21 protein-coding genes and 1 tRNA gene are annotated in these 21,841 nt (G+C 71.9%); 14 read left to right on the top strand and 8 right to left on the bottom strand.

Annotated elements, in window-relative coordinates:
- Window positions 1-4 precede the first annotated feature (4 nt).
- Entirely contained in the window at window positions 5-1,795 is a 1,791-nt protein-coding gene (locus CLT68_RS22415) for a 5'-nucleotidase C-terminal domain-containing protein (protein WP_099853714.1), read from the bottom strand.
- A 185-nt stretch (window positions 1,796-1,980) separates the two neighbouring features.
- Between CLT68_RS22415 and CLT68_RS22410 the strand changes: the two genes are divergently transcribed.
- Window positions 1,981-2,883: an SDR family oxidoreductase gene (locus CLT68_RS22410; protein ID WP_099853712.1), complete on the top strand. Its 903-nt coding sequence runs from the start codon at window positions 1,981-1,983 to the stop codon at window positions 2,881-2,883.
- Window positions 2,884-3,086: 203 nt separating this feature from the next.
- Here the strand turns inward: CLT68_RS22410 and CLT68_RS22405 are convergent, their stop codons facing one another.
- Window positions 3,087-3,746, bottom strand: a complete 660-nt coding sequence (locus CLT68_RS22405; RefSeq protein ID WP_099853710.1) for a nucleotidyl transferase AbiEii/AbiGii toxin family protein — start codon at window positions 3,744-3,746, stop codon at window positions 3,087-3,089.
- Entirely contained in the window at window positions 3,743-4,084 is a 342-nt protein-coding gene (locus tag CLT68_RS22400; protein WP_099857485.1) for a hypothetical protein, read from the bottom strand. Before CLT68_RS22400 ends, CLT68_RS22405 begins: the two co-directional genes overlap by 4 nt.
- An 808-nt stretch (window positions 4,085-4,892) precedes the next feature.
- On the opposite strand from CLT68_RS22400, the gene CLT68_RS22395 reads away from it, so the two are divergent.
- From CLT68_RS22395 to selB, 7 genes are all read left to right on the top strand, one after another.
- On the top strand, window positions 4,893-5,453 hold the full coding sequence (locus CLT68_RS22395; RefSeq protein ID WP_099853708.1) for a hypothetical protein: 561 nt from the start codon (window positions 4,893-4,895) through the stop codon (window positions 5,451-5,453).
- Window positions 5,454-5,971: 518 nt separating this feature from the next.
- The gene (gene fdh / locus CLT68_RS22385) at window positions 5,972-9,244 is read left to right on the top strand and encodes a formate dehydrogenase (RefSeq protein WP_199177119.1); all 3,273 of its coding nucleotides are present in this window, start codon (window positions 5,972-5,974) and stop codon (window positions 9,242-9,244) included.
- Window positions 9,234-10,346, top strand: coding sequence for a 4Fe-4S dicluster domain-containing protein (locus tag CLT68_RS22380; RefSeq protein ID WP_099853703.1), 1,113 nt, complete (start codon window positions 9,234-9,236; stop codon window positions 10,344-10,346). Before fdh ends, CLT68_RS22380 begins: the two co-directional genes overlap by 11 nt.
- Window positions 10,343-11,563 carry an NrfD/PsrC family molybdoenzyme membrane anchor subunit gene (nrfD, locus tag CLT68_RS22375; RefSeq protein WP_199177118.1) on the top strand — a complete coding sequence of 407 codons (1,221 nt, stop codon included), beginning with the start codon at window positions 10,343-10,345 and terminating at the stop codon, window positions 11,561-11,563. Before CLT68_RS22380 ends, nrfD begins: the two co-directional genes overlap by 4 nt.
- A 13-nt stretch (window positions 11,564-11,576) precedes the next feature.
- Window positions 11,577-11,672: transfer RNA gene (locus CLT68_RS32900), tRNA-Sec, on the top strand.
- A 20-nt stretch (window positions 11,673-11,692) separates the two neighbouring features.
- Window positions 11,693-12,997, top strand: coding sequence for an L-seryl-tRNA(Sec) selenium transferase (gene selA / locus CLT68_RS22370; protein WP_099853701.1), 1,305 nt, complete (start codon window positions 11,693-11,695; stop codon window positions 12,995-12,997).
- A gap of 2 nt (window positions 12,998-12,999) precedes the next feature.
- Window positions 13,000-14,754, top strand: coding sequence for a selenocysteine-specific translation elongation factor (selB, locus tag CLT68_RS22365; RefSeq protein ID WP_099853699.1), 1,755 nt, complete (start codon window positions 13,000-13,002; stop codon window positions 14,752-14,754).
- Between the two features lie 29 nt (window positions 14,755-14,783).
- On the opposite strand, the gene CLT68_RS22360 is transcribed toward selB, so the two are convergent.
- On the bottom strand, window positions 14,784-15,824 hold the full coding sequence (locus tag CLT68_RS22360; protein ID WP_099853697.1) for an NAD(P)-dependent alcohol dehydrogenase: 1,041 nt from the start codon (window positions 15,822-15,824) through the stop codon (window positions 14,784-14,786).
- A 92-nt stretch (window positions 15,825-15,916) separates the two neighbouring features.
- On the opposite strand from CLT68_RS22360, the gene CLT68_RS22355 reads away from it, so the two are divergent.
- The 5 genes from CLT68_RS22355 (at window position 15,917) to CLT68_RS22335 (ending at window position 19,201) form a co-directional block, all read left to right on the top strand.
- A complete protein-coding gene (locus CLT68_RS22355; protein ID WP_088948255.1) occupies window positions 15,917-16,525 on the top strand; it encodes a TetR/AcrR family transcriptional regulator in 609 nt (202 codons plus the stop codon).
- Window positions 16,526-16,579: 54 nt separating this feature from the next.
- A complete protein-coding gene (locus CLT68_RS22350; protein ID WP_143743225.1) occupies window positions 16,580-17,335 on the top strand; it encodes a hypothetical protein in 756 nt (251 codons plus the stop codon).
- A gap of 53 nt (window positions 17,336-17,388) precedes the next feature.
- Window positions 17,389-17,586, top strand: a complete 198-nt coding sequence (locus CLT68_RS22345) for a hypothetical protein (protein WP_030327722.1) — start codon at window positions 17,389-17,391, stop codon at window positions 17,584-17,586.
- An 80-nt stretch (window positions 17,587-17,666) separates the two neighbouring features.
- A complete protein-coding gene (locus CLT68_RS22340) occupies window positions 17,667-18,944 on the top strand; it encodes a hemolysin family protein (protein ID WP_099853693.1) in 1,278 nt (425 codons plus the stop codon).
- Between the two features lie 71 nt (window positions 18,945-19,015).
- The gene (locus CLT68_RS22335; RefSeq protein WP_030492012.1) at window positions 19,016-19,201 is read left to right on the top strand and encodes a hypothetical protein; all 186 of its coding nucleotides are present in this window, start codon (window positions 19,016-19,018) and stop codon (window positions 19,199-19,201) included.
- Window positions 19,202-19,207: 6 nt separating this feature from the next.
- Here the strand turns inward: CLT68_RS22335 and CLT68_RS22330 are convergent, their stop codons facing one another.
- Entirely contained in the window at window positions 19,208-19,858 is a 651-nt protein-coding gene (locus CLT68_RS22330) for a hypothetical protein (RefSeq protein WP_099853691.1), read from the bottom strand.
- A gap of 132 nt (window positions 19,859-19,990) precedes the next feature.
- On the opposite strand from CLT68_RS22330, the gene CLT68_RS22325 reads away from it, so the two are divergent.
- Window positions 19,991-20,194 carry a hypothetical protein gene (locus CLT68_RS22325; RefSeq protein ID WP_099853690.1) on the top strand — a complete coding sequence of 68 codons (204 nt, stop codon included), beginning with the start codon at window positions 19,991-19,993 and terminating at the stop codon, window positions 20,192-20,194.
- 12 nt (window positions 20,195-20,206) lie between these two features.
- On the opposite strand, the gene CLT68_RS22320 is transcribed toward CLT68_RS22325, so the two are convergent.
- The 3 genes from CLT68_RS22320 to CLT68_RS22310 are packed head-to-tail and all read right to left on the bottom strand — an operon-like array spanning window position 20,207 to window position 21,832.
- On the bottom strand, window positions 20,207-20,683 hold the full coding sequence (locus tag CLT68_RS22320) for a hypothetical protein (RefSeq protein WP_099853688.1): 477 nt from the start codon (window positions 20,681-20,683) through the stop codon (window positions 20,207-20,209).
- Window positions 20,680-20,892 carry a phosphatidylethanolamine-binding protein gene (locus tag CLT68_RS22315; RefSeq protein WP_088948250.1) on the bottom strand — a complete coding sequence of 71 codons (213 nt, stop codon included), beginning with the start codon at window positions 20,890-20,892 and terminating at the stop codon, window positions 20,680-20,682. The genes CLT68_RS22320 and CLT68_RS22315 overlap by 4 nt, the downstream gene beginning before the upstream one ends.
- Window positions 20,893-20,950: 58 nt before the next feature.
- On the bottom strand, window positions 20,951-21,832 hold the full coding sequence (locus CLT68_RS22310) for a universal stress protein (RefSeq protein ID WP_099853686.1): 882 nt from the start codon (window positions 21,830-21,832) through the stop codon (window positions 20,951-20,953).
- Window positions 21,833-21,841 lie beyond the last annotated feature (9 nt).

Genomic DNA, 21,841 nt, shown 5'->3' with positions numbered 1-21,841 from the left:
GGGGTCAGAAGACCGGCACGCCCTCGCGTACCAGTCGCCAGTTCTGCTGGAAGAAGTCGGCCGGGTCGATCGTCCCCTTGGCCTGCGCCCAGTCGATGAGCAGCTGACGGATCTCCTGCTGCGCGTTGTAGACCTGGGTCTTCACGATGCCGGGGAAGTTGCCGCCGCCGCTGCGCCGGTAGTTGTTCACCGCCACCACGAACTGGGCGTTGTCCGCCACCGGAGTGTCGGTGCCGGACAGCACCAGGCGGGTGATCCGCTGCCCGACCGGCTTGGAGATGTCGATGTCGTAGTCGAGGCCGGAGAACACGTCGTAGTTGTAGTCCGGCACCGCCGGGTCACTGATCTGCTCCGGGTCGACCGGGGCGCCCGGCGCGAGGGTACGGAAGTACTTCGCCGAGTACTCCAGGTACGCGCGCACCTCGGCGCCGCTGAGCACGACCGCCTCGAGGGTGTTGTCGTACACGTACAGGCCGGCCACATCGCGGATCTTGACGTCCCCGGCGGGGAAGACCGCGGTACGGCTGAACGGCGCCGCGATCGACAGCACCGGCAGGTCCGCGTACGTGGTGCCGGCCAGGGCCGCGCCGACCACCTCGGTCTGCACGTGGTTGATGAAGTCCAGGATCGGCGTGTCCTTGTACCGCGACTCCGCCGCCGACAACTCCACAGTGGACTGCGCCACCACCTGGTTCACGTACGCGATGGTCTTCTGGTGTTGGGCCCGCACGGCGGCGAGCACCTTCGGGTCCTCGACCACGGTGTTGGTGTTCAACATGCTGGCGGCCTTCTTGGTGATCGTCCACCGGCCACGCTCGCGGGTCAGGGTGAAGTCCATCCGGGTGAGCCGCTGGCCCCACTTCGACGGCTCGGAGAGCAGCACCTGCGTGCCGGTCCGCTCGTTGGTGACGAACCGCTCGACCACCTCGTTGTGCGCGTGACCGAAGAGGATCGCGTCGATCCCCGGCACCTGCTGCGCGATCAACGCCACCGGGTTCTCGTTCGGCAGCTCCGGGCCGTAGCTGGAGGTGCCGCTGTCACCGCCGTGCGCGGAGATCAGCACGAGGTCCGCGCCGCGGGCCCGCATGATCGGCACCCACTTCGCCGCGGTCGCGACCATGTCGTCGAAGCGCAGCTTGCCCTCAACGTTGCCCTTGTCCCAGATGGCCACACCGGGGTTGGTCAACCCCAGGATGCCGACCCGCAGGGTCGGTGCGGCGAAACCGAGGGAGACCTTCTTGATGACGTACGGCAGGAAGGCCGGCTTGCCGGTCTTCGCGTTGACCGCGTTCGCGGCGAGGGCCGGGAAGCCGAGCTGACGGATCCACAGGTCCAGCAACGGCAGGCCGTAGTTGAACTCGTGGTTGCCCAGCGTCACCGCGTCGTAGTCGATGACGTTCATCGCCCGGGCCATCGGGTGCTTCTCCCCGGTGGCGGTGATCGGCTCCTGCTTGGCGTAGTACGTGGCCAGCGGCGTGCCCTGGATGGTGTCGCCGGCGTCGAGCACCAGCGTCGCCTTGCCGCGCCGCTCCCGACGGATCTGGTTGATCAGAGTCGCCAGCTTCGCGACGCCGATGTCGTTCTGCTTGCTGTCGTCGTACTCGGCGTCGCGGTAGTAGTCCCAGTTGTAGACGTTGCCGTGCGTGTCCGACGTGCCCAGGAGGGTGAGGTCCCAGGTGCGCGGCCGGGCCGCGCCGGCCGCCTGCGCGGGCGCGGCGGCGATCAGCGGGGCGGTCGCGGCCGCCGCCGCGGCGACGAGCACCTGGCGACGCGACGGGCCGGAGGGAGAGGTCATGACGTGCCTTTCCATGGGGGTGGACGCGCCTCGTGAGCGCCTTGCGCACCATAACCAGCAGCGGACACTCCTGCCACGCCAGCCCCAGGTGCTGCTGCGGTTTCCGCAGGCCGGCGCAGGGTACGGCGGTCAGGACGACATTCGCGGGGCAGCCCCCGCTTCCCGCGCGGCGCGAGGAGAGATCGGTGAGCGAGGACCAGCACACCCAGCAGGACCCCACCAGCCAGTACGGCCAGCAGTCCGGCCAGCCCGCACAACAGCAGTCACCGCCCGGCTCGACCGCCGACATGACTCCGAAGCCGGACCACGGCGAGGAGTCGTACCGGGGCAGCGGCAAGCTCGACGGCAAACGGGCGCTGATCACCGGGGGTGACTCGGGGATCGGCCGGGCGGTCGCGCTGGCGTTCGCCCGGGAGGGCGCCGACGTGCTGATCTCGTACCTGAGCGAGGAGGAGGACGCCGACGCCCAGGAGACGATCCGCCTGATCGAGGACGCCGGCCGGCGGGGGATCGCGGTCCGCGGCGACGTCACCGACGAGGCGCACTGCCAGGAGCTTGTCGACCGGACGGTCCGTGACCTGGGCGGCATCGACATCCTGGTCAACAACGCGGCGTACCAGATGTCGCAGGACGAGGGCATCCTCGGAATCAGCACCGAGCAGTTCGACCGAGTGCTCAAGACCAACCTGTACGCGATGTTCTGGCTGTGCAAGGCCGCCATTCCGCACCTGGCCGAGGGGTCGGCGATCATCAACACGGCGTCGATCCAGGCGTTCGACCCGTCGCCGCAGCTGTTGGACTACGCGACCACGAAGGCGGGGATCGCCAACTTCACCAAGGCCCTCGCCGCCGACCTGGCCGAGCAGGGCATCCGGGTCAACGCGGTCGCGCCCGGTCCGGTCTGGACGCCGCTGATCCCGTCGACGATGCCGGAGGAGAAGGTGAAGCAGTTCGGCACCGACACCCCGGAGGGTCGCCCCGGCCAGCCGGCGGAGCTGGCCCCGGCGTACGTCTTCTTCGCCTCGCAGGAATCCAGCTACGTCACCGGCGAGATCCTGGGCGTCACGGGCGGCCGACCGACCAAGTGATCTGCCGTCGGGGCGGGCGCTGTTCGGGTGCCCGCCCCGACGCGGCTCGGTCCGGAGAGTCGGCCTCCGGCCTCCGGGCGCTGCGCTGGGCCGGCGGCCCGTCTCGGTGCGTGGTTCGTTGCGCGGGCGGCGGACCCGCCGACCAGATCACCGCCGCAAGGGCGTGGGCCGTCTCGTTGCGTGGTTCGCCGACGGCGGCTGGGTCAGCGCGGCCAGGCGTCGAAGCGCTGCCGGACCTGGGCGATGTCGGCGGCGCTCAGGCCGTAACGTCCGAAGCGTTGCTCGGCCAGGCGGTCCAGGTAGCGGCCGGCGGCGCGCACGTCGTCCGGGTCCAGCGCGGGGTCGACCTGCCGTGCCAGCACCAGCAGCTCGGTCACGTCGTAGTGCTCCAACGCCGCCGCCACGTCGATGAAGTCACGGACCTCCCGCCGGTTGACCAGTGCCGCGATCTTGTTGGCCACCAGGTCGCGGACGTCCATCACCGGGCCGAGGTCCATCACCACCGGGCTCTGCTGGCGGTCCAACCGGGCGAGGCTGAGCCGGATCTGCCGTCCGTCCCGGCTCACCACGAAGTCCTTCATGTCCTGCTCGTACCCGTCGAACAGCTCGCCCAGCTCACTGTCCGGGTCGGCGTCGGTGACGAGGAAGCCGGCTCGCTCCAACGCCCCGCGCACCCCCGCGGAGGCCGCCGCGGCGGCACCCTCCACGTCCGCGAAGAGGTCGACGTCCTCCGTCGGGCGGGCGACCAACCCGTGCGCCGCCCAGGCCACCCCGCCACCCAACACGAACCGGTACGGTCCGGCGGCGGTGAGCGCCACCCGGGCCACCTCCCGGTAGAAGTCGTGCAGATGAGGCTCGGTCACGCTGCGCGCAGGCCGCGGTGCCGGCTCTCCCACGCCTGCCGTACGCCCCGAGGCAGGTTGAGCAGTCGCCACACCCGGCGTAGCGTCCGCCCGTTGATCAGGACGCGCAGGTCCTCGGTGCGGGTCGTCTCGCGCAGCACGTTCTCGTACATCCAGAGCAGCTGGTCGGGGTCGGCGAGGTCGAAGGTGCGCTCGGCGTTCCACATCAACCGCACCGGCAACTCCACCACACCGCGAGTGGGCCCGGCCAGCTCGACGAGTGTCCGCGCCACCACGGCAGGGCGACCCGGTCGGGCCACGAAGGCCACGCCGGTCGCGGTGGGGGAGACGGCCTGCATGGTGTCAGGGTAACGCCCACCCGAGCCGGTGTCGCTCAAGACGATCCCTGCGCCCTGCCCCAGGCTGTTGACGGTGCTTCGCGGAGCCCAGGCGAACTGGCCGCCCGAGCGCCCCGGTCGGGCATCCTCCAACGGAGGTTCGTCCGATTTGCCCCCGCCTTCGACGGCTGAGGCCTCCGTGATCAACTCGGGTTTCTTGAAGTCGCGGTGTCATGCCGTCTCGGACACCCCGGGTCTCAGGAAGCCGAGTCGATCAAGCCCGTTTTAGCGTCCTGAGGGCCGACCACGTCCGAGGCTGAGGGCTTTTGTCCGGTTTGAGGGGTCGAGTCGAGCGCGCCGATGATCGCGGTACGAGGTTCGGCGGCCTTCGAGGCGTTTGGCCTGTGACCGGTCGCACCGGTGGGTCGGAATGATGGCCGGGGCGGGGTCGTTACACACTCTGACGATCGCAGGACCACCGGCTCACCGCCCCGCCCGCGGGGTCGAAACCGCTGGTAGCGGGGTTGGAATGCCGGCCCGGCCCGCATCGTTGAAGCCCCCAGCACCCCGCCCCATCGGGTGCCACGGAATGCCCCGGCCCCGGAATGACCCCGGGCCCCCGGTCGTTACACATGGACCCGGTGCCCGAGCCCTCCGCTCGCAGGCCGCCGACCCGGCCCCCCACAAGCCCCCCGGCTCGACTGGTGCCGATCTCCCCGCAGACTTTTCCCCTTGATTGATGCAGCGCCGGACGAGGTGCTCACACCCTGCGCCACCGTCTCCCCCGAGCGGTGTGCGGGTGTTTCCTACCCCCGAAGGAGCTACCCCCATGAACACGATCATCCGTAAGAGCATGTTGTCTGTTGCTGGTCTCGCGTTCGCCGGTGGTGTCTTCGCCGGCCCGATCGCCGCCCACGCCAACCCCGTGGATGGCAAGCCGGTCGCGGTGGCGGTGCAGTCGGCCGCCCCGAAGCCCCAGGGCGACCAGTCCCACAACACCCTCAACGATGAGCAGACCGCCAACGTCAAGGCGATCATCGCCGCGACGAAGAAGGCCGGCCTGCCCGAGCGCGCCGCGGTCATCTCGATCGCGACGAGCCTGCAGGAGTCCAAGCTGGAAAACCTGGGCCACCTCGGCGACGCCAATGACCATGACTCGCTGGGCCTGTTCCAGCAGCGCCCGTCCAGTGGTTGGGGTACGCCGGAGCAGATCACCGACCCGGCCTACTCGACGACCGCGTTCCTCAAGGGCCTCAAGCAGGTTGACGGGTGGCAGGACATGGCGCTGACCGACGCCGCGCAGACGGTGCAGGTGTCGGCGTACCCCGACGCCTACGCCCAGTGGGAGCAGCAGGCCACCGACCTCGTCGCCCAGCACTGGAACAGCTGACACCAACACTGAACGACCCGACCACTGGCCGGCACCCCCACCCGGGGTGCCGGCCAGCGGCATATCCGCACCTCGCACGTCGCGGCTCGGTTCCAGACGGGTCGGGTCGGGTCGATCATGGACTTGTGCTGCCGGGCTGAGGATGGTTTGGGTGGTCTTGCCCAGCACCACAACTCCTTGATCGACCCAAGCGGTCGGGGCGGCCGGCCCGGGGCGGGCGGCCCGGGCCGGACGGGGCTCGGGCAGGAAAGCGGGAACACGGGCGGGGGTTGGTTGGTTGTGGTCAGTGTCGGTGTGACTCAGTGTCCCCGGGCCTCACCTAATATCGCCTTCGCGGAATACCGTTCGGCTGGAGCCGCGTCGCGCCACTCGCCGAGAGGCGACCTGCACACCGACACCAGCGCCGCCCCCGAGCCCACAATGGCCGGGGGCGGCGCTGTCTGGCTTCCCTCCGCTCGCGAAGATGTCTCGGCTGGCCTATGTTCATGGGGTCGCTCGCGTGGGAGGGGGTGTCGGGCATGGGTCTGCGTACCTTCATCGAGGGTTGGCCGGTCTACCGCCAGCTCACCGGCACCGACCCGTTGGGGCGGGGTGCCGCGGCGAAGTCCGATGGATCCCGCGCGCTCACGGCTCGCACGGAGACCGCCGACAGCGTGGCCCGTTCGGTGTGCCCGTACTGCGCCGTTGGTTGCGGTCAGCGGGTGTTCGTCAAGGACGGGCGGGTCAGTCAGATCGAGGGCGACCCGGACAGCCCGATCTCGCGGGGTCGGCTCTGCCCGAAGGGCTCGGCCAGCAAGAGCCTGGTGACCAGCCCGCTGCGGCAGACCAAGGTCCGCTACCGCCGTCCCTACTCGACGCAGTGGGAGGATCTGGACCTCGACACCGCGCTCGACATGATCGCCGACCGGGTGCTCGCGGCTCGTGAGCAGACCTGGGAGGACGTCGACACGCAGGGCCGGCCGCTCAACCGGACGCTGGGCATCTCCAGCCTGGGTGGGGCGACGCTGGACAACGAGGAGAACTACCTCATCAAGAAGTTGTTCACCGCGGCGGGTGCGTTGCAGATCGAGAACCAGGCCCGTATTTGACACTCCGCCACCGTCCCCGGTCTGGGGGCCAGCTTCGGTCGTGGCGGTGCGACGGATTTCCAGCAGGACATCGCCAACGCTGACGTCATCGTCATCCAGGGTTCGAACATGGCCGAGGCACACCCGGTGGGTTTCCAGTGGGTGATGGAGGCCAAGCGTCGGGGGGCGAAGGTCTTCCACGTCGACCCGCGTTTCACCCGCACCAGCGCGCTGGCTGACTCGTACCTGCCGATCCGGGCGGGCACGGACATCGCGCTGCTCGGTGGTGTGGTGCGCTACATCCTGGACAACGAGCTGGACTTCCGGGAGTACGTGCTGTCGTACACGAACGCGGCGACGATCGTGAGCGAGCAGTTCAGTGACACCGAGGACGGCGACGGGTTCTTCTCCGGGTTCGACCCGGAGACCGGCACGTACGTGCAGGACAGCTGGCAGTACGAGGGCAACGAGGACTCGTCCGGCAGTGGGCACACGGCCAAGGAGCGCGACAGCGCGTCCGGGCTGGAGCACGAGTCGCACGGCGCGCAGGTCGACGGGGACACCCCGCGGGACGAGACGTTGCAGCACCCGCGCTGCGTCTACCAGATCCTCAAGCGACACTTCGCCCGCTACACCCCGGAGATGGTCGAGCGGGTCTGTGGCATCCCCCAGGACAAGTTCCTGGAGTTGGCTCAGGCGTGGACGGAGAACTCCGGCCGGGAGCGCACCGGGATGCTGATCTACTCGGTGGGCTGGACGCAGCACAGCGTCGGTGTGCAGTACATCCGCACCGGCGCGATCATCCAGCTGTTGCTCGGCAACATGGGTCGCCCGGGTGGTGGGGTGATGGCCCTGCGCGGGCACGCCAGCATCCAGGGGTCCACCGACATCCCGACACTGTTCAACCTGCTGCCGGGCTACCTGCCGATGCCGCACCACGCCGACCACCCGACGTTCGACGAGTGGGTGGACAGCATCCGGCACCCCGGCCAGAAGGGTTTCTGGGGTAACGCCGAGTCGTTCGCCGCCAGCCTGCTCAAGGCGTACTGGGGTGAGGCCGCCACCGCCGACAACGACTACTGCTACGGCTACCTGCCGCGGATGACCGGCGACCACGGCACCTACCAGCAGGTGCTGAACATGATCGACGGAAAGATCAAGGGGTACTTCCTGCTCGGGCAGAACCCGGCGGTCGGTTCGGCGCACGGCCGGGCGCAGCGCCTGGGCATGGCCAATCTCGACTGGTTGGTCGTCCGGGACCTGTTCATGATCGAAAGTGCGACGTTCTGGCAGAACGGTCCCGAGGTCGCCACCGGGGAGATCGTGCCCGAGGAGTGCCGCACGGAGGTGTTCTTCCTGCCCGCCGCCTCGCATGTGGAGAAGGAGGGCACGTTCACCCAGACGCAGCGCCTGTTGCAGTGGCGGGAGAAGGCCGTCGAGCCGCCAGGCGACGCCCGCTCCGAGTTGTGGTTCTTCTACCACCTCGGGCGCAAGCTGCGCGAGAAGCTGGCCGACTCGAAGCTGCCGCGCGACCGTGCGCTGCTCGACCTCACCTGGGACTACCCCACGCACGGCCCGAACGTCGAGCCGAGCGCCGAGGCGGTGTTGCGCGAGATCAACGGGTACGACGTGACGACCGGCCGCCCGCTGTCCAGCTTCGCCGAGGCCCGCGCGGACGGCTCCACCGCGATCGGTTGCTGGATCTACACCGGGGTGTACGCGGACGGCGTGAACCAGGCGGCGCGGCGCAAGTCGCGACACGAGCAGGACTGGGTGGCCGCCGAGTGGGGGTGGGCGTGGCCGGCGAACCGGCGCATCCTCTACAACCGTGCGTCCGCCGACCCGGACGGCAACCCGTGGAGTGAGCGCAAACGCTACGTCTGGTGGGATGCCGAGAAGGGCGAGTGGACCGGTCACGACGTGCCGGACTTCGAGAAGACCAAACCGCCTTCGTACCGGCCGCCACCCGGCGCGTCCGGGACGGAGGGCATCGCCGGCGACGACCCGTTCATCATGCAGGGCGACGGGAAGGGCTGGCTGTACGCGCCCAGCGGTGTCCTGGACGGCCCGTTGCCGACGCACTACGAGCCGGTGGAGTCGCCGGTGCGTAACCCGCTCTACGGGCAGCAGGCCAACCCGACCCGCAAGATGTACGCGCATCCGGTGAACTCGGTGAACCCGAGCCCGCCGGAGCAGCACAGCCAGGTGTTCCCGTACGTGTTCACTGTCAGCCGGCTCACCGAGCACCACACGGCCGGTGGGATGAGTCGGACGGTGTCGCCGCTGGCCGAGTTGCAGCCGGAGATGTTCGTGGAGGTGTCTCCGGAGCTGGCCGTCGAACGTGGTCTCGACCACCTGGGCTGGGCGCACCTGGTCAGCGGTCGTGCTGTGATCGAGGCGAAGGTGCTGGTGACGGATCGGCTCACCCCGTTGCGGGTCGAGGACCGGGTGATCCACCAGGTGTGGTTGCCGTACCACTTCGGTTTCGAGGGTCTGGTGACCGGCGACTCGGCCAACGACCTGTTCGGCATCAGCCTGGACCCGAACGTGCTGATCCAGGAGAGCAAGGTCGGCACCTGCGACGTGCGGGCCGGCCGTCGGCCGACCGGGCCGGCGCTGCTGGACCTGGTCGCCGACTACCAGCGGCGCGCCGGGATCAATCCGGGCCACAACGCCCCGGCGGTCACCACTGACAGTGAGGGGAGGGATCGCGGTGCTTCCTGACCCGAACAGCCTGTACGGGCCGTTGGATCCGGCGCCGGACGCCGGTTACGAGGACGCGCCGCCGCGGATGGGGTTCTTCACCGACACCAGCGTCTGCATCGGCTGCAAGGCCTGCGAGGTGGCCTGCAAGGAGTGGAACGGCGTGCCTGAGAGCGGACTCGACCTGCTCGGCATGTCGTATGACAACACCGGCGCGTTGACCGCGAACTCGTGGCGACACGTCGCGTTCATCGAGCAGCCCCGGCCGGCCGGGCACCGCACACCGCCGTTCGCGGGTACGCCGACCGACGGTTCGGTCAGCGCGGCGTCGGCGGCCGTGGCGGCTGGCACCAGCGAACGCACCGGCACTGACCCGGGTGTGCCGACCGGCACGCCGTCCGCCGCCGCCCGGATGTCCGGGGGCGGGCCGGTGGACGTGCTCGGCACGATCGAGGCCGATCCGACTGCGGCGGGCCGCGGTGGCGCGGGTCCACAGTTCCTGGGGATGCCGGGGGCGCAGCCGCCGGGGCGCGGGTCCGGTGTGGAGGGGCGGACGGATTTCCGGTGGTTGATGATGTCGGACGTGTGTAAGCACTGCACGCACGCGGCGTGTCTGGATGTCTGTCCGACGGGTTCGTTGTTCCGGACGGAGTTCGGCACCGTGGTGGTGCAGGAGGACATCTGCAACGGCTGCGGTTACTGCATCTCCGCCTGTCCGTACGGGGTGATCGATCAGCGCAAGGATGACGGTCGGGCGTGGAAGTGCACGCTGTGCTACGACCGGTTGGGTGCGGGCATGACGCCAGCGTGCGCGCAGGCGTGTCCGACGGAGTCGATCCAGTACGGGCCGCTCGACGAGTTGCGGGAGCGGGCCGCCGAGCGGGTCGAGACGCTGCACGAGCGGGGCGTCCCCGAGGCCCGCCTGTACGGGCACGACCCGAACGACGGCGTCGGTGGTGACGGTGCGTTCTTCCTGCTCCTGGACGAGCCGGAGGTGTACGGGCTGCCACCGGACCCGATCGTGACCACCCGCGACCTGCCGGCCATGTGGAAGCGCGCCGGCCTCGCGGCCCTCGCCATGGCGGCGGCCACCGTCGCCGCGTTCGTCGGAGGTTCCTCGTGAGTCCGCAGCGCCCCGAGGTGGGCGAGATCTTCCGTCGCTTCCGGGACCGGTTGGCCGCCGATGGTCGCGACCGACCGACGGCCAGCACCGAGTTGCCGGCCGCGAACGGCGAGAGCACTGGGCTGCCGGCCGCGAACGGCGCCGGCACCAGCTCGGCGGTCGGACAGCAGCGGCGCACCGCCGAACCCGGCCGGCGGGGTGGGCGTCGCGGAGGTGGGCGTCGCGGAGGCGGCGAGGAACTGCGGGTGCCGGAGGCGGAGTTCACGTCGTACTACGGTCGGCCCATCCTGAAGGCGCCGGTCTGGAAGTGGGACATCGCGGCGTACCTGTTCACCGGCGGGCTGGCGGCCGGCTCGTCACTGCTCGCCGCCGGTGGGCAGCTCACCGGCCGGCCGGCGCTGCGACGCGCCGGTCGGGTCACCGCGTTGGCCGCCGTGAGCGCCAGCGCGGTCTTCCTGGTCAAGGACCTCGGCCGGCCGGCGCGGTTCCACCACATGCTGCGCGTGGCGAAGCTGACGTCGCCGATGTCGGTGGGCACCTGGATCCTCACCGCGTACGGGCCGGCCGCTGGTGTCGCCGCGATCGCCGAGGCCGCCGGTGTACTGCCGCGCCACGGCCTGCTCGGGCTGGCCGGTCGAGCGTTGCCGTCGGCCGGGCACGTGGCCGGGCTGCTCGCCGCCGGCACCGCGCCCGCGCTGGCCACGTACACCGGGGTGTTGCTCGCCGACACGGCGGTGCCGTCCTGGCACGAGGCGTACCCCGAGTTGCCGGTGATCTTCGCGGGCAGCGCGCTGGCCAGCGGCGCCGGCGTGGGTCTGCTCGCCGCGCCGCCCGCCCAAGCGGGGCCGGCCCGGCGGATGGCCGTGGCCGGCGCGGCCCTGGAGTTGTACGGCGCGCATCGGGTGGAGACCCGCCTCGGTCTGCTCAGTGAGCCCTACCGGCAGGGCAGCCCCGGTCGGCTGCTGCGCGCCGGCCGGATGTTGACGGCCGGTGGGGTCGCCGGCGCGCTGCTCGGTCGGCGTAGCCGGCTGGTCGGCGCGCTGTCCGGCGCCGCGCTGCTGGCCGCGTCGGTGGTGACCCGGTTCGGCATCTTCTACGGCGGGGTGGCCTCCGCGCGCGACCCTCGGTACACGGTGGTGCCGCAGCGCGAGCGGGCCGACGCCCGGCGGACGGGCATGGATCTTCCATCTGATCGGGCGGCCCCGCCCGCGATGTGATCGAATGTCCGGTGGAGGCGTTCAGGCGGCTGGTGCCCCTCCCGGTCTTCAAAACCGGTGTGGTCCGGGACCCGGGCCAGGCGGGTTCGATTCCCGTCCGTCTCCGCCAACAGTGCAGGAGATGACGCGATGGGTGACGGGCCGGTGGACCCGCGACGCCGGGTGCCCCGCACCGACACGCTGCTCGCCGACCCTCGGTTGGCCGCGGCCAGCGCGACGCTCGGCAGGGACCGGGTGAAGGCGGTCGTCGCCCGGGCCCAGGAGCGGGCTCGCCGTGGCGAGCTGCACCCCGATGACGTACGCGACGCCGCGGTCGCCGCGCTGCCCGCGCCGGGCCCCCGCGTGGTGCTCAACGCCACGGGCGTCGTGCTGCACACCAACCTGGGCCGGGCGCCGCTGTCGTCGGCTGCGGTCGCCGCGGTGGTGGCCGCCGCCGGGCACACCGACGTGGAGTTGGACCTGAGCACCGGCCGGCGGGCCCGTCGCGGCCGCGACGCCCTCGACGCGCTGGCCGCCGCCGTGCCCGACGCGGGCGCCGTGCACGTGGTCAACAACGGCGCCGCCGCGCTGGTGCTGGCGGCCACCGCGCTGGCCGCCGGCCGGGAGATCGTGGTCAGTCGGGGCGAGCTGGTCGAGATCGGCGACGGCTTCCGCCTGCCCGACCTGTTGGAGAGCACCGGCGCGCGACTGCGGGAGGTGGGCACCACCAACCGCACCACCCTCGCCGACTACGCCGCCGCCCTCGGCCCGCAGACCGGGTTCGTGCTCAAGGTGCACCCGTCGAACTTCCAGGTCACCGGCTTCACCTCGGCAACCCCGGTCAAACAACTGGCCACCCTCGGCGTGCCGGTGGTCGCCGACATCGGCTCGGGTCTGCTCACCGCGGATCCGCTGCTTCCCGACGAGCCGGACGCGGCCAGCACCCTGCGCGCCGGTGCCACGCTCGTCACGGCCAGCGGTGACAAGCTGCTCGGCGGCCCGCAGGCGGGGCTGCTGCTCGGCGACGTCGCGCTGGTCGACCGGCTGCGCCGCCATCCGCTGGCCCGGGCGTTGCGGGTGGACAAGCTCACCCTGGCCGCGCTGGCCGCAACCCTGCACCAGCCGGACACGCCCACCCGCACGGCGCTGCACGCCGACGCGGGTGTGCTGCGCAGCCGGGTGGAGCGGCTACGCGACCGGCTCGGCGCGGACGGCCGCAAGGCGGAGGTGGTGCCGGCCGCCGCGGTGGTCGGTGGCGGTGGGGCGCCCGGTGTCGAGCTGGACTCGTGGGCGCTGAGCCTGCCCGAGCGGTACGCGGAGCCGCTGCGCACCGGCGACCAGCCCGTGCTCGGGCGGGTGGTGCGGGGCCGGCTCCTGCTCGACCTGCGCTGCGTGCCCGAAGAGGCCGACGAGACGGTCCGCGCGGCCGTGCTCCGCGTCCCCGGGGACGACTGACCGTGTTCGTCGTCGCCACCGCCGGGCACGTCGATCATGGCAAGTCGACACTGGTCCGGGCGCTGACCGGGATGGAACCCGACCGGTGGGCCGAGGAACGCCGCCGGGGGATGACCATCGACCTGGGGTTCGCCTGGACGACGCTGCCGTCCGGCGGCACCGTCGCCTTCGTCGACGTGCCCGGGCACGAGCGGTTCGTGCCGAACATGCTCGCCGGTGTCGGCCCGGTGCCGGCGGCGCTGATCGTGGTGGCCGCCGACGAGGGCTGGATGCCGCAGTCCGCCGAGCACCTGGCCGCGCTCGACGCGCTCGGTGTGGCGTACGGCCTGGTGGTGGTGACCCGCGCGGACCTGGCCGACCCGGGGCCGGCCATGGCCCGCGCCCGGGCCGAGATCGCGGCCACCAGCCTCGGCACGGTGCCGGCGGTGGCGGTCAGTGGCCTGACCGGCGCCGGCCTGCCCGAGCTTCGGGCCGCCCTGGACCGGCTCGCCGCCGGGCTGCCCGCGCCGGTGGTGGACGACCCGGTCCGGCTCTGGGTCGACCGCAGTTTCACCGTGCGGGGCAGCGGCACCGTGGTCACCGGCACCCTCGGCGTCGGACGGTTGCGGGTGGGCGACGAGTTGGAGCTGGCCGGGGCCGACGAGCCGGTGCGGGTACGTGGCCTGCACTCACTGGGCGAGGCCCGGCCGGAGGTGACGGCGGTGGCCCGGGTGGCGGTCAACCTGCGGGGTACGCCCCGTGACCGGCTCGGTCGTGGCGACGCGCTGCTCACCCCGGGCCGGTTCCACCGCACCGACCTCGTCGACGTGCGGCTGACCGGCGATCCGGCGGCCGACCTGCCGGCCACCCTCACCCTGCACGTCGGGTCGGCGGCCGTGCCGGTACGGGTCCGCCCGCTGGGCCCGGACACCGTACGCCTGCGGTTGGCTCGTCCGTTGCCGCTGCTGGTGGGCGATCGGGCGTTGCTGCGTGACCCGGGGCGGCACCACGTGACCGGCGGGGTGCGGGTGCTGGACGTGGCGCCGCCACCGCTGGCCCGCCGGGGTGCCGCCGTCACCCGCGCACAGGTCCTCGCCGAGTTGGACGGTCGTCCCGACGTGGCCGGGGAGCTGCGCCGTCGCCGGCTGGTCCGCGCCGGTGCGCTGACCCGGATGGGTGTGCCGGTGGACGCCCCTCCGGTGGCCGGTGACTGGCTGGCCGACCCGGCGCACTGGCGGCGGCTCGGCGAGCAGGTGACCGAGGAGGTCGCCCGCTACGCCAGGGAGCACCCGTTGGAACCGGGGATGCCGGTGGACGCGCTGCGCCAGCGCCTCGCCCTGCCCGACCGGGTGCTGGTCGAGGCATTGGTCCGGCCGCCGCTGCGGATCCACGCCGGGCGGGTCGGGGCGGCGGGCGCCGATGCGCTGCCCGAGCCGGTGGCCCGGGCCGTGCAGCGGGTCCGCGCGGAATACGGCGACCGGCCGTTTCGCGCCCCCGAGGCGGACCGCCTCGTCGACCTCGGCCTGGGCCCGCGCGAGATCGGCGCCGCGGTGCGGGCCGGCGCGCTGCTGCGGCTGGCCGACAACGTGGTGTTGCTGCCCGACGCGCTCGACGACGCGGTCCGGGTGCTAGCTGGGCTGCCGCAGCCGTTCACGCTCTCCGCGGCCCGGCAGGCGTTGGACACCACCCGCCGGGTGGCGGTGCCCCTGCTGGAGTTGCTGGACCGCCGGGGCGCGACCCGACGACTGCCCGACGACGCCCGCATCGTCGTCGGCTGAGGGCGTGGCGCCCGCCGGGTCAACCGCTGTCAGTCCAGGTCGGACATGTCGAGCACGAAGCGGTAGCGGACGTCGTTTCGCCGGAGGCGGTCGAGTGCCGTCTCCACCTGCGCCGACGGGAGCACCTCGACGTCGGCGGCGATGCCGTTGTCGGCGCAGAACTGGAGCATCTCGGCTGTTGAACGGCGGCCTCCGCTGCCGGCGGAGCTGAGCTTCTTGCGGCCGACAAGCAGGTCCATCGCCTCGACGGTGACCGGGCCCAGGTATCCGAGCAGGCTGAGGGTGCCGTCCATCGCCACCACCTTCAGGTACGGGGCGAGGTCGTGCGAAGCGGAGATGGTGTCGATGACGACGTCGAAAGTGTCGCGTGTCGCTGCCATCTGGCGGGTGTCGGTGGAGTCCAGGAGATCGTGTGCGCCGAGCCGGAGGGCATCGTCGCGCTTCTCCTGAGTGCGGCTGATGACGGTCGTGGTGGCGCCGAGTGCCACGGCCAGCTTGACCGCGAGGTGACCCAGGCCGCCGAGCCCGGCCACGGCGACGCGACTGCCGGAGCCCACACCGAGGGAACGCAGCGGTTCCCAGACGGTGACGCCAGCGCACATCAGCGGGGCGGCTGCGGCCGGGTCGAGGCCGGAGGGGAGCGGGTAGGCGAAGCGGTCCGGCACGACGTACTCGCGGGAGAAGGCGCCCAAGGTGGTCGACCCGTCCCGCCGGTCGGTGCCGCCGTAGGTGAGAGTCGGGAAGGAGTGGCAGAAGTTCTCCTGTCCTGCTCGACACATGGCACAGGTGCCGCAGGAGTCGACGATATTGCCCACCGCGACGCGGTCGCCGACCGAGAAGGCAGTCACCTCGGCCCCGGTCGCGGTCACTACACCGGTGAATTCGTGACCGGGCACCAGAGGCGCTTTCGCATGCTGGTCATGGTCGCGCAGGGAGTGCAGGTCGGTGTGGCACACGCCGCAGTAGTCGACTCGCACCGCCAGATCGTCTGGGCGCAGGTCACGGCGTTCCAGCGACGTACGCCGCAGCGCCGTCGGGCCGCTTGCCCGCCATCCGATGGTCGTTCGCATACACACATCCTTAAACAGACTGTTCGGTCTGTTGACCGTAGCGCTGGTCGCGGAGAGAAGCAAACCAACTGTTCTGTTGCTAGAGTGGCGGCATGCCGGAGCAGCCCCTGACCTCGCGCGGCACCGCGACCTACCAGCGCATCCTGGACGCCGCCACCGAGGAGTTCGCCCAGCACGGCATCGCCGGAGCGCGCATCGAACGCATCGTGACGGCGGCGCGCACCAACAAGGCGCAGCTCTACGGCTACTTCGGCGACAAGGAACGACTCTTCGACGCGATCTTCCTCAGCTCACTGGAGCGCATCACGAACGTGGTGCCGATCGACGCTGACGATCTTGCCGACTGGGCCGTTCGCCTCTACGACGAATACCTGCGCCGCCCCGACCTCATCCGCCTCGCGACCTGGACGCGACTGGAGCGCAGGCCCGCCGGGCACCTGGTCGAGACCCACCAGCACTACGACGATCGCAAGCTGACGGCCATCGCCGAGGCGCAGGCCGCCGGGCGCGTACGTGCGGGCGACCCGTTCGACCTCATGGCTCTGGTCATCGCCATGTCCATGGCCTGGTCGCCGGTCAGCAACGTCTACGCGGCCAGCAACCAGGAACCCGACGACGTTCATGATCAACGCCGCGCCCTGCTGCGCGACTGCGTTCGGCGAGCCACTGTGCCGAGGGACCAGGATCAACCGGACCGTTGACCACCGCACGGCCGTCAGTCGCGGCCGATCCGGGGCTGACAACAGTGCGCCGAGGTGCGACGGTGGGCTGATGGTCGAGGCGATCCCCACCCGGTCACGACCTCCCGCCGCCGGTGGCGTGAGGTCGTCCCGGTGGTGCTGCGCTGGGCGCTGCCGGTGCTGTGGGTGCTGTGGGCGTCTCTGGCGTGGTGGGCCGAGCCGCGCGAGTCCACCGAGGCCCAGCTCGACCGCGATCTCGCGGCTGGCCAGGTGGTGACCTTCCAACGGGCGCAGGGCTGGGTCGACGACGGCGCGTACTGGGGGAGCCGGCCTCGGCCGCAGCATGCGACGAACGGCGGGATGCTGGCCTGGACCGTGTCGAACGGCCAGATCCGGTACGCCTTCGTCGACCCGCCCGCCTCGGCTTCATACCCGGGCGAGCCGGACCTGTCGGCGAACACCGGGCTGGACGCGCGGCTCGCTGCCGTGGCCGGTCCCTGGCAGGTCGGCGGCGACCTCGCGCACCGGATCGCGGGCACCGCCGGTCTGCTCGCTGGTGTGCTGACCGTGCTCTGGCTGGGCCGGTTGATCGGCGGCGCGCCGCCCTTTGCCGGCACCCGGTGGTTCTGGTTCTGGGTCGGGCTCCTGCCGTTCGGGGTGGGTGTGCTGGCCTGGACCTACCGTGAGCTCTGGAGGCCACCGTCGACGCCGGTGCTCGACCGTGGCTCCGGGTGGCGTGGCTTCGGCTGGCTGGTCCTCGCGGGAGTGGGCATCAGCCTGTTGGTGTCCACTGCCCGGGTCGTGATCGGGACGACGGTGGTGCCGGGCTGAGCGGTGCTGGCCAACCGGCCCCCCGGCCGGCGGCGGTCACCTACCGTGACGCCATGGACCCTTCGGCGGTCTGGCGGGACCGGCAGCACCGGTGGCGGATCGAGGCGTACCGCGCGCCGGACCTGCGCTTCGCCATCTACGCCACCAACGGGCCCACCGAGTCGGTGCCGCTGTGGCTGTTCGGGATGTCGGCGCTGGCCCGGTGGCTGATGACGCACGCCATCTCACTGGACGACCTGGAGGTCGACTGAGCGGGGCGCGGTCGCGAACCAGGCCCGGGGACGGCCCCGCTGCGGTTGAGTGACCTGAGGCGGCGGACGGGGGGTGCGCGATGGGCGGTCAGTTCGGGCAGTTGGCGCTGGTTGCCGTGCTGGTGCTGGTCAACGCCGCGCTGTCCGGCAGTGAGATGGCGCTGGTGACGTTGCGCGAGGGGCAGTTGCGGCGGCTGGGACGACGGTCCCGCTCCGGCGACCGGTTGGTGCAGCTGTCCCGCGACCCGAACCGCTACCTGGCCACCATCCAACTCGGCATCACGCTGGCCGGCTTCCTCGCCTCGGCGGCGGCCGCGGTGTCGTTGGCCGAGCCGCTGGTCGGCCCGCTGGGCTTCCTCGGCGGCGCGGCCCGTCCCGCAGCGGTGCTGCTGGTGACGGTGCTGCTGACGTTCGTCACGCTGGTGTTCGGCGAGCTGGCCCCGAAGCGGCTGGCCATGCAGCGGGCGGAGCGGTGGGCGTTGCTGAGCGCCGGCCCGCTGGACCTGCTCGCACGGGTGTCCCGACCGGCGGTGTGGCTGCTCAGCCGGGCAACCGACGCGGTCGTTCGGCTCGCCGGGGGTGACCCGCGGGCCAACCGGGAGGAGATGACCGAGGAGGAGTTGCGGGAGATGCTGTCCAGCCAGCGCGGCCTGTCCGCCCAGCAGCGGGAGATCCTGACCGGCGCGTTCGACATCGCCGGCCGGACGCTGCGCGAGATCCTGGTCGCCCGCCGGGAGGTGATGACACTGCCGGCCAGCCTCACCGCCGACGAGGGGGTGCGCCGGCTGGCCGCCGCCGGGCGGTCCCGCGCCCCCGTCACCGGTCCCGGTGGCCTGGACGAGGTGCTCGGGGTGGTGCACATCCGCGACCTGGTGCAGGCCGGCACCGCCCCGGTGGGCGAGCAGGTCCGGTCGCCGCTGCTGCTTCCGGTCACCCTGCCGGTCGCCGACGCGCTGCGTCAGCTTCGCCAGGAGCACCAGCAACTGGCCCTGGTGGTCGACGAGCACGGTGGCATCGACGGCATGGTCACCATGGAGGACCTGCTGGCCGAGGTGGTCGGCGAGTTGTACGACGAGACCGACCGCGACGTGCGCGGGGTGGTCCGGGAGGCGGACGGGTCCGTGCTGGTGCCCGGTGACTTCCCTCTGCACGACCTGCCCGACCTCGGGGTGCGGCTGAGCTTCCCGTTGTCCCGCGACTACACCACCGTGGCGGGGTTGGTGCTGGCCCGGCTGCGGCACCTGCCGGGTGAGCCGGGGGAGACGGTCCGTCTGCCCGGGCTGACCCTGGAGGTGGTGGAGGTCCGCGACCGGGCGGTGCGTCGGGTACGGCTGCGCGGCTTCGTCAGCGATCGCTGACCTGTCACCCGGTCGATGGACAATAACCAACAATACGGCTAAAAAGGGCGCGCCCACCTACTGTGCGATATGTGAAGGACCGAGGGTTTCGTACGTTCGTCACGGTGCTGGCCGGCCTCGCGGTGATCTACTTCGGCAGTGCGGGTCGCAGCCCCGAGGAGGGCCGTGGCATCTCCGGCGGGGTGGTGGTCCTGGCGCTGCTCGCCGCCCTGCTGGTGTGGCACCTGACCCGGCCGGGAGACAAGACGGTGAAGTGACCGCCGTCAGCGGGCGGCGACGCGGGTGACCTCGCCGGCTGACTCCTCGCCGAGCGCAACCCGGACCAGCGCCGACGCGAGACGGCCGAAGTCCGGTTCGTCGACGAGGGTGGCCAGCCCGTGCGGGTTGCCGGGCAGGCCCAGCCGCTTCGCTCCGGCGAGAGCCCGCCGGTCGGCGTACGGGCGCAGGTCGGACCAGACCGTCTGCGCCTCGCGCAGGTAGATGTCCGCGCCGGTGGGGCCGATGCCCGGGAACTCGGTGAGCCGCCGACGCAGCCCGGCGGGGTCGCCCTGGGCGTCGCGGTGCAGCCGTCGCAGGTCACCGTGCCAGCGGTCCAGGCACAGTCGGGCGCCGGTGCCGAGCGTGGTGGCGGTGCGCTCGTCGTAGCGGCGGTAGTGGCCCCGGCCCAGCGCGTCGACGCGTTCCTGCCAACTGGCCGCCTCCATCGCCTGCGGCGTGCGGTAGCCCGCGGCAAACAGCTCCCGCGCGGCGTCCACCGCCACGCACGCCCGGATCCGGGTGCTCAGCAGGGTGGTCAGCACCAGCAGCTGGTACAGCGGCCCGGGGCGGTCGGAGAGCCGGATGCCGGCCTCCTCCGCGTACGTGCGGCCACGCCGGTCCAGCAGGACCCGCACCACCGTTCGATCGTTGCCCACACCGACCGGGTACCCGATCCGGGCTCTGCTAGCCGTCGCGCCGGCGACCGCTGTCGGAATGCCGCCGGAGCGGGCGGGTATGCAGACGGTGGAGGCGGTCGATGCCGCCGCCGTACCGGGAGGGAGACACCCATGGTCAACCCGCAGCAGGAGGAGTTCCGGCGTAACGCCAAGGGCGCCACCAGTCAGGACAGCAAGGGGCCCAAGCCGACCGGGCATCCGCTAAACCGCGGATCGTCGCGGGGCGATGAGGGTCGCCCGGTGCCCAAGGGGCAGGTGTCGCCGTACGGCCCGACCGCTGAACCAGTGGCCGAGGACGACAGCGACACCCGCTGACCAGACCTTCAGCTAGCGACCGCGACCTGACGGCCGCCGCAACCTGTTCCAGGTGGCGGCGGCCGTCAGCCCGTACGCCAGGTGCGGAATGATGTCGGAGATCCAGTCGGAGCGCCGCCACGTACGCGGGTCGCTGATGCCCAGCGCGGTGATGGACCCGTCGGTCATCGTCATCACGCCGGCCCCGAGCACCCCTGCAGCCATCGGCAGTGGCTGGCGCCGGCCACCGGCGTAGAGCGCGAACGCGACGCCGGCGGCGATGCCCAGTCCGTAGCCGATCAGCGGGCCGAGGCCCGAGCGGCGGTTGGCCGCCCGGGCCCCGGACCCCAGGTTCACGTGCGCTATGTCGGCCAACCGGTCGACGGTCTCACCGGGGACGTCGCTCTCCGGTCGAGCCCGCAGCGCCACGTCCAGATAGCTGACCACGTTCAGCGCGGTGCTGCCGACGGCGCCAGCGATGGCGCCGTCGGCAAGGTCGACCCTCCTCATTTCGGGTCGCCCGGTTCGCGCTCACTCTTGGGGCCGTACGTGCGCTCACCACGCACCACGCCCCGCTGGCCGCGATCCTCCTGCAGGATCCTGTTCGCGACCTGGTTGGCCTTGCCGTCGGGTACGCGGCGTCCGGAGTCGTCGATCGCGTTGCGCAACCGCGCCCGCTGCTTGTCGTAGGCGTTGCTGCCCGGCCGTGGTCCTGGCATCTGCTGCCTCCTTCGTCGGTCCGGACGTCTACCCGTCTCGCGACGGGCCAACCCCGGCCTAACGCGGCGCGCGCACCACGGCGACCGGGCAGTGCGCGTGGTGCAGCAGCGACTGGCTCACCGACCCCAGCAGCAACCCGGACACCTCGCCGCGCCCCTGCCCACCGGCCACCACCAGTTGGGCGGAGCGGGACGCCTCGGCGAGCACGGCACCCGGCCGGCCATGGACCGCCCGGCAGGTGAGTCGGACCGTCGGGTGCTGCTCGGTCAACCCGCTCAGCCACTCGGCGAGCATCCGGTCCTGCTCGCCGTGCAGCTTCGCCTCGTCGTACACCAGGGGTTGCATGTCGCCCGGGCCGCTGCTGCCCGGGTGCCGGTAGGCGTGCATCGCCACCAGCGGCACCCCGCGCGACACGGCGGTCTCGGCGGCGAAGTCGGCCGCCTGCCGGGAGGCCGCCGAACCGTCCACCGCGACCAGCACCGGTTCGTCGGGTCGTTGCTCGCCGCGGGCCACCAGCACCGGGCAGTCGGCGTACGCGGCGACCTGCACCGCGACCGAGCCGACCACCAGCGCGGAGAAGCCGCCCAACCCGCGTTCGCCGAGCACGATGAGCGCGGCCGTGGGGGATTCGCCCACCAGCACCGCCGCAGCCTCGCCGTCGATGATCTCGCCGGAGATCGACAGCCCGGGTACGGTCGCCTCGGCCTCGGCCACCGCGGCCTCGACGAGTTCCTCGGCCTGGTGGCGAAGCCCACCGCCGGGCGGCGCGTCCGGGGCGGGGGAGACCGGCACGTGCAGCAGTGGCCAGATGAAGCCGTGCACGACCCGCAGGGGTCGCTGCCGGCGCGCCGCCTCGGTGGCGGCGAGGCGAACGGCGCGCAGCGCCGGCTCCGAGCCGTCGACGCCGACCACCACCGCCGCCTTGTTCGCCGAGTTCACCGCCCCACC

Source organism: Micromonospora sp. CNZ299, assembly GCF_002754415.1.
This window is presented reverse-complemented; position numbering and strand designations above follow the sequence as displayed.